This is a genomic window from Streptomyces sp. NPDC059832 (assembly GCF_042731715.1).
In the GTDB taxonomy this organism is placed as follows: Bacteria; Actinomycetota; Actinomycetes; order Streptomycetales; family Streptomycetaceae; genus Streptomyces.
Genome location: NZ_JBHWIY010000035.1, coordinates 66,156 through 81,386, shown reverse-complemented (window position 1 = coordinate 81,386; position 15,231 = coordinate 66,156). Strand labels below are relative to the sequence as shown.

The following is a 15,231-nucleotide window of genomic DNA, read 5'->3' as shown; positions in this document are numbered from 1 at the left end:
GGGGGGGGGTGTGGGGGGGGGGAGGGGGTTTTGGGTTGGGGGGGGTTGGGGTTTTTGGGGCGTTTTTGTTGTGTGGTCCCCTGGGACCGGTGGTCCGGGGGGCCCGACGCAGTTTCCGCACCGATCGATGCGGATCTGCCGCTCCTCGGCTCTACCGCTTCGCCGCTTCACCGTGCGAACACCATCTCCGGGAAGCGCTCCGAGCGGATGTGCTTGTGCTTGTCCTTGTGCGGGACGGCTGTCACATGGGTTCTCCGTGGGTGTGCGGTGGACGCACCCACGATGCCCGCCGGAGCATCGTGAGCGCGTGATACCGCGGTCCCCATTTCGGCATGGACGCCGTGCCCCCCGGTATGACGGGGCGTCGGACGCCGTGGCGCCTCCGCCCGCCGACCCGCGCTACGGAAGGCGGTCGAGCAGCCAGGTGCTGAGTTCCTCCGTCACGAGAGTGTGTCCCTCGTTCCGGGAGGCGAGCTTGAACTCGTCCAGCCCGCTCTCGCCCTCCGGGAGCGAGGAGATGTCCGCGTACAGCTCCTCGTCCGTGTCCAGATCGCGGATGTCGACCGCGCTGACCGCCGGCACGAAGCAGTGCGACCGGATGCGTACGTCGGTCTTGAAGCCGAGGAACGGGCTCAGGGCGTTGAGCCCGTCGGCGAGGATGCCGAAGCCTTCCAGGGAGCCGCCGGGTGCGCCGTCGATGGACGGGAGCCCGTTCGTGCGGACCTCGTTGGTCTTCAGCGTCACCACGCGCAGCTTCGCGACGAGTTCGTCGGGGCCCGGCGCCTGGGTGTAGAGCTTGGTCCCCACGATCGACAGGCCCTTGCCCTCCAGGGCCAGTTCGCCCGCCCGCACATCGGTGCCGGTGCCGTCGGCCACGCCGTTGGCGACACCGATCCGCCGGGGCCGCTGCGGCCATTCGCCGACGGCCGCCATCTCGGCCAGGAACGCGGCGCGCTCGTTGCTCTGGTCCGGTGTGTCGTCCCACTTCGCGATGTGCCGCCACAGCAGCTGGCGGGCGGCCGGGCTGTTGATCTGGCCGGAGAACCGGCTGTCGAGATCCTTGATGTAGTGCGCGAACGCCTGGAGCCCGATCGGGATCCAGGCGCCCCGGTGCGGACTGTCGTACGAGAAGTACAGACCCGTCTGGTGGTCGATGCGATCGGTCTCCATCCTGGCCAGCGCATGCCGGGTGACGAGCCCGCCCATGCTGAACCCGCCGACGGCCAGCGGTGTGTCGCCGAGCCGCTCCGTGATCGCCTGCGTGATCGCGGCCTGCGCGGTCCGGGAGTTGTCCAGAATCGACGCACTGCGCTCGTGGAAGCCGAGAAGGATGACGTCGTGGCCACGGCGGCGCAGCTCGCTGATGAGCGCGTAGTCACCGAACTCCATGATCTGCCAGGAGAATTCCAGCTCGCTCGGTCCCATGTTGAAGCCGTCGGCGAAGATGACCGGCCGTACGAGACCGGTGTTGCCCTCGCCGTAGTAGACCCAGGCGGTACCGCCCGGCAGATCCCACACGGTGCTGGGCGGCAGCGGAAGGGATCCGGGCCTCTCGGCGTCCAGGCGGGGGCCGGGCGCCAGGGCGATGGGCGGCTTGTCGCGGAGTCCGGAGACGATCTGCTCGTGTGACGGTTCGGACATGGTTCGTTCCCCTTTGGGACGGTTGATTACGATGCGCGCCAAGAGGAACACGCAACGTAGTCACCGGCTGGGAGAAGCGGATCAAACCACCCCCAGGTGGGAGCCGCTTTCGGACACCGGGCGCGGCCTGACGGACCGACGGGCAAGCCCGGCCCGTACGTCGTTCATCCGGTCGCGCACGCCGTCGGCCGGTACGGCTCCGCCGGGTCCGGCGGGCCCGGCGATCGATTCGCCCCGGCATGGCCTGCACCGGCCGCCGGTCAGGGCCTCCGCGCTGCCCGGTGAGCGGCACTCGCTGCATTCGAGGGTGCGCAACACCGTTCGCCGTTGTGCCGGAGCGACTCGTTTGGGTGGCATCTTGTCGGTGAGCCGCCTGCGGACGAGGGCCGCCGGGTGGTGAACGGGGGCGGGCAGCCCGTCGGTGAGGGCGTGCAGCAGCTCCGCCTCCGTGGCGCCGCGCTCGAACCAGCCGGTGACCTGCGGCTCCAGTGCCGCGCAGTCCACCGCCGACAGCGTGAGCGTGGGTGCGGTACGGCCCAGCGCGGCGAGAAGGGCGAACGCGCGGGAGCGGGTGGGGCGTTGGGGCCGGTCGGGCGGTACGTCGCCCCGGGTGAACGCTGCCCACCACTCGTCGTCCCGGGCGGTCCGGGAGAAGAACGTCCGGGTCACCCAGAGCAGCACCTCGTCGTTGGCGACGCACTCGCTGCCGCGCCGCAGATGCCCGGCGTCCTGGAGCCGGTTGAGGGCGGTCCGCAGCGCGCACTGCCCGTACGGGAGGACCTTGGCCAGCGTCTTCACGGAGATGTCGGCGCCCTCGGGCAGCCGGTCGAGGTACGCGGCGATGGACGCCTCGCGAGGCGGAAGATGCGTGAAATCGCGTTCGGTGCGGGGGAGTTGTGAGGGCGCGGAACGCTTGCCGTAACCCGGATTGGCCATCGGGTGCGGGGCCGGGGGTGTGGGCAGGGATACGTGCGGTGCGCACGGGGCGGCACTAAGCTGGCTGTCAGCCATCAGATCGCTCCTGACGATCGAAGTGGTCAGGCCCCTGTTTGGTGTTCCACCACCGGCAGGGGCCGTTCTGCGTTTTACGTTGTTCTGCTCTGCATGCGGCACGCTAGAGCGTCGCCACCATCCGTGGCAAGTCGGTCACGAAAAGTCAACTCGCCGCTCGGGGTGGGTGGGTGGGAAGTGGCCCACCTCCCATTCCTCGGAAAGAGCGCTCGGACTTCGCGGCTTGAGCTCCGGGCGGAACATCCCTGGTGGGAGGGGGCGTGCGCGGTGATCCGAATGCGCCGCATGCACTCCGAATGCGCCGCTGCTGACGGGGTGGGGAGGTGGGGGCGCGAGGCGGAGAACGGGAGAGAGGCGGCGGGCTCCTGTGATCTTGGGTGCCGGGTCGAACGGCCCGAAGTCCCCCACTCAACTCGTACGAGGAGTCCCGTGCGTATCCGAGCCATCCTGTCACTGGCCGCGTCCGCCGTCGCGGTCGTGGCGCTCTCCACCCCCGCCCAGGCCGTCGACAACGGCTACTACCTGATCCGGGACGCCGAGGACGGCCAGTGCCTGAACGCCGGTGGAGGTGCGTTCGGCGGGGAACTCGGCGAATGCGCCCGACTCTCCGGCTGGCGCGTGGTCAATCTGCCCAACGGCTCCGTGCAGTTCCACGAGGCGAGCGACGAAAGCCGGTGCCTGGCCCTGTCACCGCTGCGGATCTACCCGCCCGCCGTGACCGAGAACGAGTGCAACACCTCTCCGGACCAGTGGCTGATCAACGGCCCGTCCAACGGCGAGGGCGTCGCCCTGAGCCTCAGGGGCCCCTCGAACCTGGGCACGCTCCACGAGCTGGAGGACCGGGCGAGGCTGGGCGGCCAGGGCGAGCGCGAGTGGGTCCTGGTGCGGGTCGGCTAGAACCTCTCCGGCCGGTCACGTGACCGCCCCGTTCCCGGACCGCCGTTCCGGGAACGGGGCGGTCTCTCAGTCGCGGCGGGGGCCGATGACGGTGGTTCCGTCGTGCACGGTGATCGCCAGGGCCGGGCAGATGTCGGCGGCGTCCAGGACCCGTTCGTCCGGCTCGATCCCGTCGGCCCGTGCGCGGGCGTGCTCACCGTCCAGGGCGAACACCTCGGGGACGGTTCCGGCGCACATGCCCGATCCCTGGCACAGCTGGGGGTCGACGCGTACGTTCCAGGTCATGGCGGTCACCACTCCACCGGCATGACGCGCGGGCCGCGCACCAGCATCTCGGACTTCCAGGTCACGTCGCCGGCCAGGCGCAGTTCCGGGAAGCGGGTGATGAGGGCGGACAGCGCCTCCTGGAGTTCCAGCCGGGCCAGCGGGGCGCCCAGGCAATGGTGGACCCCGTGGCCGAATCCGAGGTGCTGGTTGCCCTCGCGGGCGATGTCGAGCACGCCCGGGGCGGCGAACCGCAGCGCGTCGCGGTTGGCGGCGCCGACGGCGACCAGGACCGGGCTGCCCGCGCGGACGAGGGTCCCGCCGACCTCGATGTCCTCGGTGGCGTAGCGGGGTTGGCCGGCGCCGCTCCCCAGGGGCACGAAGCGGAGCAGCTCCTCCACCGCGTTCGGGACGAGCTCGGGCTCGGCCCTGAGCCTGGCCAGCTGGTCCGGGTGGTCGAGGAGGGTGAGGACGAAGTTGGGGATCTGGGACGCGGTGGTCTCGTGTCCCGCGACCAGGATGCCCACGCACAGATCGATGAGTTCGAGCTCCGTGAGCCGGTCGCCGCCGTCGCGGGCCTCGATGAGCGCCGTCATCAGGTCGTCCTGCGGCGACCGGCGGTGCTGGTCGATCAACCCGGCCATGTAGGCGCGCAGTTCCTCGCGGCTCGCGTCGAACTCCTCGGCGGTGAGCGAGCTGGTCGACAGCGCGTCGTCGCTCCATACACGGAAGCGCGGGCGGTCCTCGGTGGGTACGCCCAGCATGCGGCAGATCACGGCGACCGGCAGCGGCAGCGCGAACAGGTCGACCAGGTCGGCGGGTGGTCCGGCGGTTTCCAGCTCGTCGAGGAGACCGGCGGTCAGTTCCCGGACCTGGGGGCGCAGCTTCTCGACCTGGCGGACGGTGAACGCCTTGGCGACCAGGGAGCGCAGCCGGGTGTGGTCGGGCGGGTCCATGCCGAGGATGCCGCCGTTGCGCTGCCCCTCGGATTGCCGGGGCTCGTCGTGCGAGGCGGCTGCGGCCCGGCTGAAGCGCTGGTCGCCGAGGACCAGCCGGGCGTCGGCGTAGCGGGTGACGAGCCAGGCCGGTTCGCCGTACGGCATCTGGACCTGTAAGAGGCCCGCCCGGTCACGGACGTGTTCGTAGGCATCGGCGAGCTGGAGCCCGTCGGGGGTGTTGAAGGGGTAGGAGAGGGGTGCGACATCTGCTGTGGTCACTGCGGCCTCCCGGATGTAAGCAGCTGCTTACAACGGTAGGAGCGGTCCTCGTGAGCAGTCAACGACGCTTTACGGCCGTTATCCTGACGGGCCGTCCGAGAGGAATGCCGCCATGGAACCCGGTTCCGTCCCGCCGTCCGAAGAGCGCCGCAGGGACGCCGCGGCCACCCGTCGCCGGTTGCTGGAGGCGGCCCGCGACCTGTTCGCGGAGCGGGGCTACGAGGGGGCGACGGTCCGGAGCATCGCGGCGCGCGCCGGGGTCAATCAGGCCCTGCTGTTCCGGTATTTCGGCTCGAAACGGGGTTTGCTGACGGAGGTCGTCGCGCTGGGCGGACTGGAGCAGTTGCGGGCGACGCCGCCCGAGGAGCTTTTCGAGACCGCCCTGCGTTCGATGCTGACCCGTAGCGCGGAGGGAACGGAGGACCGTTCCCTGGAGGTCTATCTGCGGTCGGTCGGGCGGGGCGACGAGGCGGCCGGAACCCTGCGGGAGCTGGGGGAGGAGTACCAGAGCGCGCTGGCCGGGCTCTCCGGTGCCCCGGACGGTGCGCTGCGTGCGGATCTCGCCATGGCCTGGCTGCTGGGGATCGGCCTGATGCGGACGGTCGTCGCGCGGGAACCCCTGGCCGGCGCCGAGCCGGACGAGGTCTGCCGCCTTGTGCTCGGCACGCTCAGCCATCTCTGGTCCGCCCCGCAGTAGGGGCGGGCGCCCGGGGAGACGACGTTTCGGCGCTACGGCGTCGTCCGCCCGGCCCGGGGCGTGAGCAGGTGGCGGTCGGCGAAGTCCAGGTAGCGGCCCCAGCCGTACGGGGTGATGTCATGGGCGCCGGAACGCAGGTGGTAGCCGATGCGGCCACCGGTCAGCGGGGTGTGCGGGGCCGGGAAGCCGGGTTCGGCGACATCCTCGGCGTCCGGGCCCGGGGCCCGAGCGCCGGGCCCGGGACTTGAGCGCCGGGCCCGGCACGGCGGGCGTCTCGCTTCAGCGGTCGTCCTGCTCCCAGCGGTGTCGCGCCTCAGCGGTTGTCGCGTCTCAGCGGTTGTTGTGTTCGAAGGCGGCTAAGGCCGTCTCCTGACGCCACTCGGTCGCCGCCTTCGGGTTGGCGGCGAGGTAGCGGGCGCAGCGCGTGCTCGGGTGCTCGGTGCCCGGACGGTCGCCCTGGCAGGCGGAGACCGGGCGGTAGCCGGACGGGGCGGAACCGGTGGCCCACAGGCTGCGGCCGTCGCGGAACGCGTACTCCAGCGAGGCGCGGGCCAGGTCCTTCAGCTCGACGTAGCTGAGGCCGTAGGTCCTGGCCGCGTACTGGTACTCGTGGCTGATGTCGATACGGGAGACGCCCGGGTCGTCGGTGGCCAGCACGATCGGGACGCCGTAGCGGCGGTAGGCGTTGAACGGGTGGTCGTCGCCCGCGATGCCGAGGATCTGCTTGTTGCTGGAGAACGGCACCTCGACGGCCACGTTGCGCCGCGCCATCGTCCGGGCCAACTGCCGCCAGTCGTCCTCGTGGACCAGGTCCACGCCGTGGCCGATGCGTTCGGCTCCGGCGACGAGTACGGCTTCGCGGATGTGGAAGGTCAAGTCCTCGGGCTTGACCAGGCCGGGGGCCAGCTCACCGGCGTGCAGGGTGAGGTGGGAGTCCGGGTACTGGCCGCGCAGGTACTTCAGCATCCGCATCTGGAGGCTGTAGTTGGCCAGCGCGCTCTCGCCGTCCTCGGGCTGTACGAGGTTGACCGCGACGAACCTCGGGTCGCGCTCCGCCAGCCGCATGCCGACCGCCATCTGCGTGAACACCCGCACCGGGGAACTGCCCCGGGACACCTGGGAGATCCACCTGACGGAGAGCCTGCAGCCCGGGGCGGGGCGGGCGGTGTCGCAGTGCGCTGCCGCCCGGAACTGCACGTCGGTGTCGTCGGCCTCCTGGACCGCCTCGTCCACCACCCGGTCGAGCTGACCGCCCGCCACGAGCTTGCGGTGGAGGGCGGCCAGGTCGGCGTCGTAGCCCACCTTGTCGGCGAGCTTCTTGCTGCTGTCCGACGCGGGGGTGACCAGGGTCTCCAGGTAGAACTGGTTCTGCTCGACCACGGTGTTGGCCACGTTGGCGAGCATCTTGCCGCGGGTGTACGCGGTGGCCAGCCCGAACTTGCCGAACGTGTCGAAGAAGTGGTCGTGCCCGGACTGGTCGGCCGGGAAGTCCTGCATGGACCAGGCCCGCACGATCCGCTGCCGGAACGCGGCGTCGTGCTGCGCGTCGATCGCGGGCCTCGTGCCCGGCCCGCACGGCGGCGCCACGGCCGTGTCCGTCGCGTCGATGCACAGCCCGTTCTCGCCCGCGAGCTTGATCAGGTATTCGGTGGTGACCGCCCCCGACAGGTGGTTGTGGAGGTCGCCTCCCTTGGGCAGCGCCTTGAAGAAGGCCTTCAGCTTCGCCGGCCTGCCCTGCAACGAGGCGAGGTGCGCGGCGGTCCTGGCCTCGGCAGGGGTGACGACACGGGGCAGCGCCTGAGCGGTCGGCCGGGGCGCCGGCTCCTTCGTGGGGGCGGCGGCGGCCGGGATCGCCGGAAGCAGAGTCAGTACGGCGAGCGCGCCGAACCCGGCCGTGCGCAGCGACTTGGGACGGCGTGCCGTCCGAAATGTTGAGATCACCGCCGAATGATTGCGTTCGAAGAGACCATTCTTCACCCAAACCGTATGTATGGCCTGAAACCTCCACCCAATCGAGCGATTCCCGCCCTTCTTTCCCCATTCCCAGGGGTATGCGCCAAACGTCCTGCTCGGTGGGGTAGTTGGAGCGGCCGTTTCCCACAGGAAGGAAAGTACTTTCCTTCCTGGAAAGTAGATGTCAGGATGAGGGGGTAGGCAGTTCAGGCAGTGATGAGCAGGCCCGGGAGAGCACGATGGCACCGCAGGAGAACACCCCCGCCCGTCCGGGCGGAACAGACGTGTCCGCCGACCTCGCGGCGGAAGCTCTGCAGGGCATAGACACGGCCAGGGAGCGGGCCCGCCTCACGGCCGGGCTGACTCCCGCCTGGTACGGCCCCGCGGCGGCCGTGGCCCTGATCGTTCCCGCCCTCGTCGACGCCTGGGCCCAGGGGCGGGGCGGCTGGGCGGTGCTCCTGTCCCTGCTGATCGCCTTTGCGGGCCTGGGCGTGGTGCTGGCGCTCGTCAACGTCGCCAGGCGCAGGTCGGGAGTGATGGTGACGCTGCCCTGGTCCGCGCGTCTGCGCCGGGCCGGAACTCCCCTCCTGATCCTTCTCGTCGCGGGGGGTGCGACGTACGGACTGTGCCGGCAGTTCGGGGCCGACAATGCGGTCGGCAGGATCGCGATGTCCGCCGTCCTGGGGCTCGGCGCCTGGGTGGTGTTCGTCGCACGGAACGCGACGATCAAGCAGAAGCTCCAGGCGGCGAGATGACTGCCGCCTCCGCGCAGGGCGAGCCCGCGATCGACGCGGCGATCAACCACCCCACCCGACTGGCGGTCGTCGCCTTCCTCTCGGCCTGCGACGAGGCCGAGTTCGCCACCGTGCGCAGTAGCTGCCAGGTGTCCGACTCGATGCTCAGCAAGATCGCCTCTGCCCTGGAGGGGATCGGATACCTCGCCATCCGCAAGGGTTACGTCGGCAAGCGCCCCCGAACCTGGCTCTCGCTCACCCCTGCCGGGCGGCAAGCCCTGGCCCTGCACATCGCGGCGCTCCAGGGCATCGCTGCCACGGCCCGGCGAGCGGGCGCGGAGGCGGAGGCCGGGCGTTCTTGAGGTCCGCGACGAACGACGTCCGGGCGGCGGCCCGGAACACGCCTCCGTCTGCAACAGGCCGGGGATCGGCAGGGGCGCGTACCGGACTCCAGGTGTCCGATGAAGGAACCGCTCACGAACGGCGGGAGCCCCGACTCCTCCTGCGAGAGGCCGGTGCACTCCCTCCGGTGGCGGAGTCCGGCACCGAGCAGGACGCGTGGCGAGGAGGCGGGATCGGGTTTCTTGGGACGCGGCATGACAACTCCCTGTGACACATGTGCGGTTGTTGGTTCTGCGCCTCTTCCAGGTTAGCGGCGCGTTGGACACGCTGGGTATGCATTGTCATTACTCAGCGTGGAAAGGGATGGGCCATGACGATCAAGGAACGGCGCAGGGTGGCGGAGGGCAGAGTGCGGGCAGCGGAGGATGCGGTGGCGCGGCTGAAGGAGGGTTTCTCGGGGGTCGGGATCACGTTGCCGTCGTTGCGGATCGACCCGGTGTCGAGTGCGGGGAGCGACCCGGCGCCGCTGGTCGACCTCGGCCGGTGCAACCTCGACACGGCGTTGCGGCTGAGCGTGGTGCTGGAGGCGCAGAGGCAGGCCGGTCATGACGGGTGAGGGCCTTGAGCCGGGCGAGCCGCAGCCGGGGTCGTTCGCGGTGGACACCCGGGACGGGCGGGTGGGGCGCGTGATGGGGAACGTCGGACCGTACGTACAACTGCGGGCACCGGGTGGTGGGGCGGAGTGGGAATGTCCGCCGGAGTCGGTGCGTCCGGCTCCACTGGGGGAGGTGCTGCGGGCCCGGGTCCGGGAGGTCAACAGGGAGGGGAGGCTGCCGTGATGGTGTCGGGACGCCGGGTGTGACCTGGCGGAGGACGCACGGAAGGGCGACGCCCTGGTCGGGTGCCGCCCTTCGATCGGGTCGATGAGGTCCGGTCGATGCTGTTTACGGAGCAGGGACTTCGCGTACGGGTTTTCGTAGTCCAGGGGCAGTGGACGAGGCCGGGCAGGAAGGGGCCGCCGGCCTCGTCGAGGCAGTCCTCGGCGCAGGGCGGAGTCGCGCCGCTCAGCAGGTCCCCGGCGTGCTGGATCTCGCGCCCGTTCACCGGCTTCACGACGACCGTGCTGCGGGTGAAGTCGGTCATCTCGACGTAGGCGGGTGCGACAGCTGCGCGCCCCCGGAGCCGCTGGAGCGCAGTCAGGAAAATTTCAGGGAGCCCCTGCCAGCGTGCCGTCCCATGACAACCGACATGACGGACACCTACGCGCCCGGCGGGCGCACGCGGGCGCGGCAGATGCTGAACAAGGTCCCGGAAGTGACCCTCTACTTCTGGGTGATCAAGGTGCTGTGCACCACCGTGGGCGAGACCGCGGCCGATCTGCTCAATGACAATCTCGGCATGGGGCTGACCAACACCTCGTACCTGATGGGTGCGCTGCTGGTCGTCACCCTGGTCTTCCAGTTCCGGGCGCGGTCCTACGTACCGGGGCTGTACTGGCTGTCCGTGGTCCTGATCAGCGTGGTCGGCACGCTGATCAGCGACAACCTGACCGACAACCTCGGCGTACCGCTCCAGACCACGACCGTGGTGTTCGCGGTGGCGCTCGCCGTCACGTTCTTCGCCTGGTACGCGAGTGAGCGGACGCTGTCGATCCACTCGATCCGGACGACGCGGCGCGAGGCCTTCTACTGGCTGGCGATCCTGTTCACGTTCGCCCTGGGCACGTCCGCCGGCGACCTGACGGCGGAGAAACTGAACCTGGGGTACTGGCTCTCCGCGATCGTGTTCGCGGCGCTGATCGCGGCCGTCGCCCTCGCTCACCGCACGCTCGACTTCAACGCGGTGTGGTCGTTCTGGATCGCGTACGTCCTGACCCGGCCGCTCGGGGCCTCGCTGGGGGACTACCTGTCGCAGCCCACCGCGGACGGCGGTCTCGGACTGGGCACGGTCGGCACCAGCGTCCTGTTCCTCGTCGTCATCCTCGGCCTCGTCGTCTTTCTGACCCGGACCCGGCGTGATGTGGCGGAGGACGACCCGCTGGAGGCGGCCGGCGGGCTGTAGGTCAGCCCGTAGGAAGGGTGACCACGAAGCGTGCGCCGGGGGCGGTGGCGTCCAGCGTGATGTCGCCGCCCGCGGCCCTGGCCAGTCGGCGGGCCAGGGCCAGACCGAGTCCCGCGCCGTCGTGCCCGTCCTCGGGGTGGGCACGGCGGCCGGGTTCGAAGAGCGAGGCGACGAAGTCCGGCGGGACGCCGGGGCCGTCGTCGGACACGTACAGCGTGATCTCGCCCGCGCCCGGCGCGCAGGTGAGGGTGACCGACCGGGTCGCGTAGCGGCGGGCGTTGTCCAGGAGCGGTGTGAGGATGCGTTCGGCGACGTCCTCCGAGACGCCGATGGTCACGTCCTGCGTGCCGTCCGCCGTGACGGTCACGGGTGGGGCGTCGGGGAACTGGGCCGCGTGGCGCTGTGCCAGGCGGTGCGCGATGTCGGGGAAGCGGGAGCGGCCGGGGGTGCGCGTGTTGCGGGTACGGACCTCCGAGAGCAGCGAGTCGCAGATCTGCTGCATGGTCGCTGCGGCGCCCGCGATGGCCGCCAGGGAGGTCTCCTGCTGTTCGGCGGTGCGCGGCCGTCCGGTGAGCCACTCGGTTTCGGCGGTGATCCTGGCGAGCGGGGTGCGCAGTTCGTGGGACAGCTCGGCGGCCTGCTGCTGCTCGTGGCGCAGGACCGCGGCCAGCCGGTCCAGCAGCGCGTCCAGGCTGGTGGCGAACGTGGCGAGTTCGGCGGGCCTGCCCTCGGCGCCGAACCGTTCCGGGGCGCCCGCGGCACTCCACCGGGTGGCCTGCTCGCTCATCGCGGTCACGGGGCGCAGGGCCCGCCGTACGACGAGGCGGGTCAGGAGATAGATGGTGGCGAGCAGGAGCACGGCCAGGGCGATCGAACCGATCAGGGCGGTGTCCGCCGTGCTGCGGTAGGGGTCGAGGCTCACCGAGCTGACGACGGTACCGGCCCGGACGGGCGGGTGTCCCTCCCGGGCGGGGGTGTCGACGGGGAAGGCGTACAGCCGCCACGAGCCGGGGCCCTTGGTGTCGGCGAAGGTCTCGCGCCGGCCGGCGAGCCGGGCCGCCTGCGCCTCCAGGCCGGCGGGTGCGGTGGGGGGTTTCTCGATGACCGTGCCGCCCTGGAAGATCCAGACTCCGGCGTCCAGGGCCCGGTCCTCGGCCGGTTCCCGGACGACGAGCCGGCCGTCCGGGCGTACGTCCACGGTCGCCGCGACGGCCTCGGCCCGGGTGCGCAGGACGTCGTCGGCCTGGCCGTGCAGCCGCTTGTCGAGGGCGAGGTTGAAGACGGTGGTCAGGACGCCGATCCAGAGCGCGCCGGTGGCGAGGGCCATCAGGGCGAGGCGACCGCGGAGGGTCCGGGGGGTGAGGTGGCGGTTCATGGGGGCTCAGCCGAAGCGGTAGCCGACGCCCCGCACCGTGCCGATGCCCCGGGGGCTGTCCGACTCGCGGAGCTTGCGGCGCAGGCGGGCCAGGTACTGGTCCAGGGTGTTGTCGCTGACCTGCGCCCCTTCCGGCCATCCCGCCCGCAGCAGCGTCCGGCGACGCACCACGGACCCGGGGTCCGCCATCAGGCATGCCAGCAGGCGGAACTCGGTCGGGGTCAGGGCCACGGGGTGGCCGTGCACCGTCAGCTCGTGCCGTATCGGGTCCAGCCGCATCGCGCCCGCACTGTCGGCGAGGGTGCTGCCGCGGTGCCCGGCCCGGTTCAGGACGGCGCGGACGCGGGCCGCGAGCTCGCTGAGGTGGAACGGCTTGACCAGGTAGTCGTCGCCGCCGGAGGCGAAGCCGGAGAGCCGGTCGGTGAGATTGCCGTGGGCCGTCAGGAAGATCACCGGAACGGTGAACCCCGCACCGCGCATCGCCTGGCACACATCCCGCCCGTCCGAGTCCGGCAGCCCCACATCGAGCACGACCGCGTGCACCGACGCGTCGACCGCCTTCAGGGCGGTGGCGCCGTCGGCGGCGGTCACGACGTCGAAGTCCTCGTCGCGCAGGCCACGGGCCAGGACGTCGCGCAGGCCGTGGTCGTCCTCGACGACAAGAATGCGTGCTGCGGTCACCGGGCCAGTATTACGCGGCCGGTCACTGCATGCGTCACACGATCGTGGGACGCCGAGGAGAAACGGCGAAACTGCCGCGGAACCGTCGATCTACGCTCCTTTGACAGGCCACAGGAGAAGGGACTCGCGATGACTGCCGCGATGGTCGGGAACGACCGGACCTCTGAGGGCCGCCCGTGGGACTACCTGCTGCGGACATGGCGTGAACTGGACGTGCCCGAGGGGTGGCGTGCCGAGATCGACGAAGAGCGGATCGTCTTGCTGCCTCCGCCTCATGCGCATCACAACGGCATCGCTGAAATGGTGCAGCATCGCCTATATCGGGTGCTCCCCGAAGGGCTGGGCATCTACCAGACCCTGGGCATCCACGTTGCGCCCCTCGACAGGCTCTACGTCCCCGATCTGGTCATCATGGAGCGCGAACTGATCACGGCCGCCGATCCGGAGACCAGCGACCCGATGGACGCGGCGGAAGCACAGCTCATCGTCGAAGTCACCTCGAAGGGCAACGCCCGGGACGACCGGACGAAGAAGTACCGCGCCTATGCCCGCGCGGGCGTGCCGATGTATCTGCTGATCGACCGGTTCGACACACGTGGGGCGATGGCCACCCTGTTCACGGAGCCCAACGAGGACGGGACGTACAAGCACTCCGATCCGGTGCCGTTCGGCAAGCCGCTGGTCCTGCCGGAGCCGTTCGGTACGACGCTCCTCACGGATGAGTTCCCGGTCTGAGCGGACATGGACGAGGGCGGCACCCGGTGTCGGGTGCCGCCCTCATGCATGTCCGTGTGCCCGGGGTCAGACCCCGGCCGGTTCCTTTGTCGGAGTGTCGGGGCCGGTCGTCGTCGGGGACGTCGGGCCGCCCGTTGCCGCGACCGTGGATTCGGCCAGTTCCTGCGAGACGTTGAACTCCGCCAGCAGGTCCTTGCTGAAGCCGAAGAAGTACGTCGCGAGGAACCCGGCGAAGTAGCCGACCAGCAGGCCGCCCGCGTAGATCGCGGCCGTGGTGCCCAGGCCGTGGTTGCCGTCGAGGAGGGGGAACAGGGCCCAGCCGGACGGACCGATGGCCGTGGAGCCGACCTTGTCGCCGAGCTGGTTGAACAGGCCGATGAAGCCGCCGCCGAACGCACCGCCCACGCACGCCGTGATGAACGGGCGGCCGAGCGGGAGGCTGACACCGTAGATCAGGGGCTCGCCGACGCCCAGCAGACCGGCCGGGAGGGCGGACTTGATGGTGCGGCGGATCGACTCGTTGCGCGGGAGGCGGAAGTAGACCGCGGCGGCCGCGCCGACCTGGCCGGCGCCCGCCATCGCGAGGATCGGGAGCAGCACGGTGTAGCCCTGCTGCTCGATCAGGGTGGTGTGGATCGGGATGAGCGCCTGGTGCAGGCCCAGCATCACCAGGGGCAGGAAGAGGCCGCCGAGCACGAAGCCCGCGCCCGCGCCGCCGTTGGAGAGCAGCCAGTCGGCGAACGTACCGATGGCGGTGGAGATCTCACCGGCCACGTACATCAGGCCGAAGATCGTCACCAGGCCGGAGACCAGGACCGTGAGGGTCGGGGTGACCAGTACGTCCAGCGCCTCGGGCACCCAGCGCCGGCACCACTTCTCCACGTACACCGCGAGCACCGCCGCGCCGAGCGCGCCCAGCACACCGCCCTGCCCGGGGGAGAGCTTCTGGCCGAACGCCTCGATGTTCGCGACGCCCGGGAAGACGATGATCGCGGCGACCGCACCGCCCAGGATCGGCGTACCGCCGAATTCCTTCGCCGTGTTGTAGCCGACGAACACGGCGATCAGCGCCATGAAGCCGGACGCCATCGCGGCCAGGGCGGGGGTGACCGAGGTCAGCCAGCCCAGGTTCACCAGCAGGCCGTTGAGGCCGGCGATGATGCCGCAGCCGATGAGTGCCGGGATCAGCGGGACGAAGATGTTCGCGATCCTGCGCAGGAACAGCTTGAACGGGGTGGCGTTCTTCGTCTTCCGCGCCACCTTCATCGCGGCGCCCTGAGCGGCGAGCTCGTCCGCGGAGGCGGAGTCGGAGGCCGGGGCGGGAGGTGCGGCTTCGCCCGGTGCGGGGTCCGCCGTCCTGCCCTCCTCGACCAGCTGCTCGAACTCCGGCGTGACCCGGGCGACGGTGCCGGGGCCGAGGACGATCTGGTACGTGTCGTCCTCGACCACACCCATGACGGCGGGGACCGCCTTCAGGGCCTCGTCGTCGACGAGCGAACGGTCGTGCAGGCCCAGCCGGAGCCGGGTCATGCAGTGGGCGATGGAGCTGACGTTCGCGGCGCCACCGACGAGCGGAAGGATCGCGGCGGCGGTGGCGCGGTTCTTGTCTTCTGTTGCCATGGT

16 protein-coding genes are annotated in these 15,231 nt (G+C 70.7%); 8 read left to right on the top strand and 8 right to left on the bottom strand.

The features are described 5' to 3' along the window. Positions 1-399 precede the first annotated feature (399 nt). Both ACFV8T_RS37630 and ACFV8T_RS37625 read right to left on the bottom strand, forming a co-directional pair. On the bottom strand, positions 400-1,641 hold the full coding sequence (locus ACFV8T_RS37630) for an esterase/lipase family protein (RefSeq protein WP_385336314.1): 1,242 nt from the start codon (positions 1,639-1,641) through the stop codon (positions 400-402). An 81-nt stretch (positions 1,642-1,722) separates the two neighbouring features. Further along, a complete protein-coding gene (locus ACFV8T_RS37625) occupies positions 1,723-2,652 on the bottom strand; it encodes a hypothetical protein (RefSeq protein ID WP_385336312.1) in 930 nt (309 codons plus the stop codon). Between the two features lie 429 nt (positions 2,653-3,081). On the opposite strand from ACFV8T_RS37625, the gene ACFV8T_RS37620 reads away from it, so the two are divergent. Then, positions 3,082-3,549 (top strand): hypothetical protein, encoded by a 468-nt coding sequence (locus ACFV8T_RS37620; protein WP_385336310.1) that lies wholly within the window; start codon positions 3,082-3,084, stop codon positions 3,547-3,549. 66 nt (positions 3,550-3,615) lie between these two features. On the opposite strand, the gene ACFV8T_RS37615 is transcribed toward ACFV8T_RS37620, so the two are convergent. Next, entirely contained in the window at positions 3,616-3,834 is a 219-nt protein-coding gene (locus ACFV8T_RS37615; protein ID WP_266416058.1) for a ferredoxin, read from the bottom strand. A 5-nt stretch (positions 3,835-3,839) separates the two neighbouring features. Further along, the gene (locus tag ACFV8T_RS37610; protein ID WP_385336308.1) at positions 3,840-5,030 is read right to left on the bottom strand and encodes a cytochrome P450; all 1,191 of its coding nucleotides are present in this window, start codon (positions 5,028-5,030) and stop codon (positions 3,840-3,842) included. A 112-nt stretch (positions 5,031-5,142) separates the two neighbouring features. On the opposite strand from ACFV8T_RS37610, the gene ACFV8T_RS37605 reads away from it, so the two are divergent. Continuing rightward, positions 5,143-5,727 carry a TetR/AcrR family transcriptional regulator gene (locus ACFV8T_RS37605; RefSeq protein ID WP_385336306.1) on the top strand — a complete coding sequence of 195 codons (585 nt, stop codon included), beginning with the start codon at positions 5,143-5,145 and terminating at the stop codon, positions 5,725-5,727. Between the two features lie 330 nt (positions 5,728-6,057). Here ACFV8T_RS37605 and ACFV8T_RS37600 read toward each other — a convergent pair whose 3' ends face one another. Then, positions 6,058-7,668 carry an adenosine deaminase gene (locus ACFV8T_RS37600; protein ID WP_385336304.1) on the bottom strand — a complete coding sequence of 537 codons (1,611 nt, stop codon included), beginning with the start codon at positions 7,666-7,668 and terminating at the stop codon, positions 6,058-6,060. Between the two features lie 251 nt (positions 7,669-7,919). On the opposite strand from ACFV8T_RS37600, the gene ACFV8T_RS37595 reads away from it, so the two are divergent. From ACFV8T_RS37595 to ACFV8T_RS37575, 5 genes are all read left to right on the top strand, one after another. Further along, positions 7,920-8,435, top strand: a complete 516-nt coding sequence (locus ACFV8T_RS37595; protein WP_385336302.1) for a hypothetical protein — start codon at positions 7,920-7,922, stop codon at positions 8,433-8,435. After that, positions 8,432-8,776 carry a winged helix-turn-helix domain-containing protein gene (locus ACFV8T_RS37590; protein ID WP_385336300.1) on the top strand — a complete coding sequence of 115 codons (345 nt, stop codon included), beginning with the start codon at positions 8,432-8,434 and terminating at the stop codon, positions 8,774-8,776. Before ACFV8T_RS37595 ends, ACFV8T_RS37590 begins: the two co-directional genes overlap by 4 nt. 350 nt (positions 8,777-9,126) lie before the next feature. Continuing rightward, positions 9,127-9,372 carry a hypothetical protein gene (locus tag ACFV8T_RS37585; RefSeq protein WP_385336298.1) on the top strand — a complete coding sequence of 82 codons (246 nt, stop codon included), beginning with the start codon at positions 9,127-9,129 and terminating at the stop codon, positions 9,370-9,372. Continuing rightward, positions 9,362-9,595, top strand: coding sequence for a hypothetical protein (locus ACFV8T_RS37580; RefSeq protein WP_385336296.1), 234 nt, complete (start codon positions 9,362-9,364; stop codon positions 9,593-9,595). The genes ACFV8T_RS37585 and ACFV8T_RS37580 overlap by 11 nt, the downstream gene beginning before the upstream one ends. 397 nt (positions 9,596-9,992) lie before the next feature. After that, on the top strand, positions 9,993-10,817 hold the full coding sequence (locus tag ACFV8T_RS37575; protein ID WP_385336294.1) for a hypothetical protein: 825 nt from the start codon (positions 9,993-9,995) through the stop codon (positions 10,815-10,817). Position 10,818: 1 nt separating this feature from the next. Here the strand turns inward: ACFV8T_RS37575 and ACFV8T_RS37570 are convergent, their stop codons facing one another. Continuing rightward, positions 10,819-12,192, bottom strand: a complete 1,374-nt coding sequence (locus ACFV8T_RS37570) for an ATP-binding protein (protein ID WP_385336292.1) — start codon at positions 12,190-12,192, stop codon at positions 10,819-10,821. Between the two features lie 6 nt (positions 12,193-12,198). Beyond that, positions 12,199-12,873, bottom strand: coding sequence for a response regulator transcription factor (locus ACFV8T_RS37565; RefSeq protein WP_385336290.1), 675 nt, complete (start codon positions 12,871-12,873; stop codon positions 12,199-12,201). Between the two features lie 129 nt (positions 12,874-13,002). On the opposite strand from ACFV8T_RS37565, the gene ACFV8T_RS37560 reads away from it, so the two are divergent. After that, a complete protein-coding gene (locus ACFV8T_RS37560; protein ID WP_385336288.1) occupies positions 13,003-13,608 on the top strand; it encodes a Uma2 family endonuclease in 606 nt (201 codons plus the stop codon). A gap of 66 nt (positions 13,609-13,674) precedes the next feature. Here the strand turns inward: ACFV8T_RS37560 and ACFV8T_RS37555 are convergent, their stop codons facing one another. After that, positions 13,675-15,228 carry a PTS transporter subunit EIIC gene (locus ACFV8T_RS37555; protein ID WP_385336286.1) on the bottom strand — a complete coding sequence of 518 codons (1,554 nt, stop codon included), beginning with the start codon at positions 15,226-15,228 and terminating at the stop codon, positions 13,675-13,677. Positions 15,229-15,231 lie beyond the last annotated feature (3 nt).

Bases quoted from the DNA above. Each gene is read 5' to 3' on its own strand.
- ACFV8T_RS37625 (WP_385336312.1), bottom strand. From the start codon at position 2,652: ATGGCTGACAGCCAGCTTAGTGCCGCCCCGTGCGCACCGCACGTATCC.
- ACFV8T_RS37570 (WP_385336292.1), bottom strand. From the start codon at position 12,192: ATGAACCGCCACCTCACCCCCCGGACCCTCCGCGGTCGCCTCGCCCTG.
- ACFV8T_RS37615 (WP_266416058.1), bottom strand. From the start codon at position 3,834: ATGACCTGGAACGTACGCGTCGACCCCCAGCTGTGCCAGGGATCGGGC.
- ACFV8T_RS37575 (WP_385336294.1), top strand. From the start codon at position 9,993: ATGACAACCGACATGACGGACACCTACGCGCCCGGCGGGCGCACGCGG.
- ACFV8T_RS37630 (WP_385336314.1), bottom strand. From the start codon at position 1,641: ATGTCCGAACCGTCACACGAGCAGATCGTCTCCGGACTCCGCGACAAG.
- ACFV8T_RS37590 (WP_385336300.1), top strand. From the start codon at position 8,432: ATGACTGCCGCCTCCGCGCAGGGCGAGCCCGCGATCGACGCGGCGATC.
- ACFV8T_RS37595 (WP_385336302.1), top strand. From the start codon at position 7,920: ATGGCACCGCAGGAGAACACCCCCGCCCGTCCGGGCGGAACAGACGTG.
- ACFV8T_RS37560 (WP_385336288.1), top strand. From the start codon at position 13,003: ATGACTGCCGCGATGGTCGGGAACGACCGGACCTCTGAGGGCCGCCCG.
- ACFV8T_RS37555 (WP_385336286.1), bottom strand. From the start codon at position 15,228: ATGGCAACAGAAGACAAGAACCGCGCCACCGCCGCCGCGATCCTTCCG.
- ACFV8T_RS37580 (WP_385336296.1), top strand. From the start codon at position 9,362: ATGACGGGTGAGGGCCTTGAGCCGGGCGAGCCGCAGCCGGGGTCGTTC.
- ACFV8T_RS37585 (WP_385336298.1), top strand. From the start codon at position 9,127: ATGACGATCAAGGAACGGCGCAGGGTGGCGGAGGGCAGAGTGCGGGCA.
- ACFV8T_RS37605 (WP_385336306.1), top strand. From the start codon at position 5,143: ATGGAACCCGGTTCCGTCCCGCCGTCCGAAGAGCGCCGCAGGGACGCC.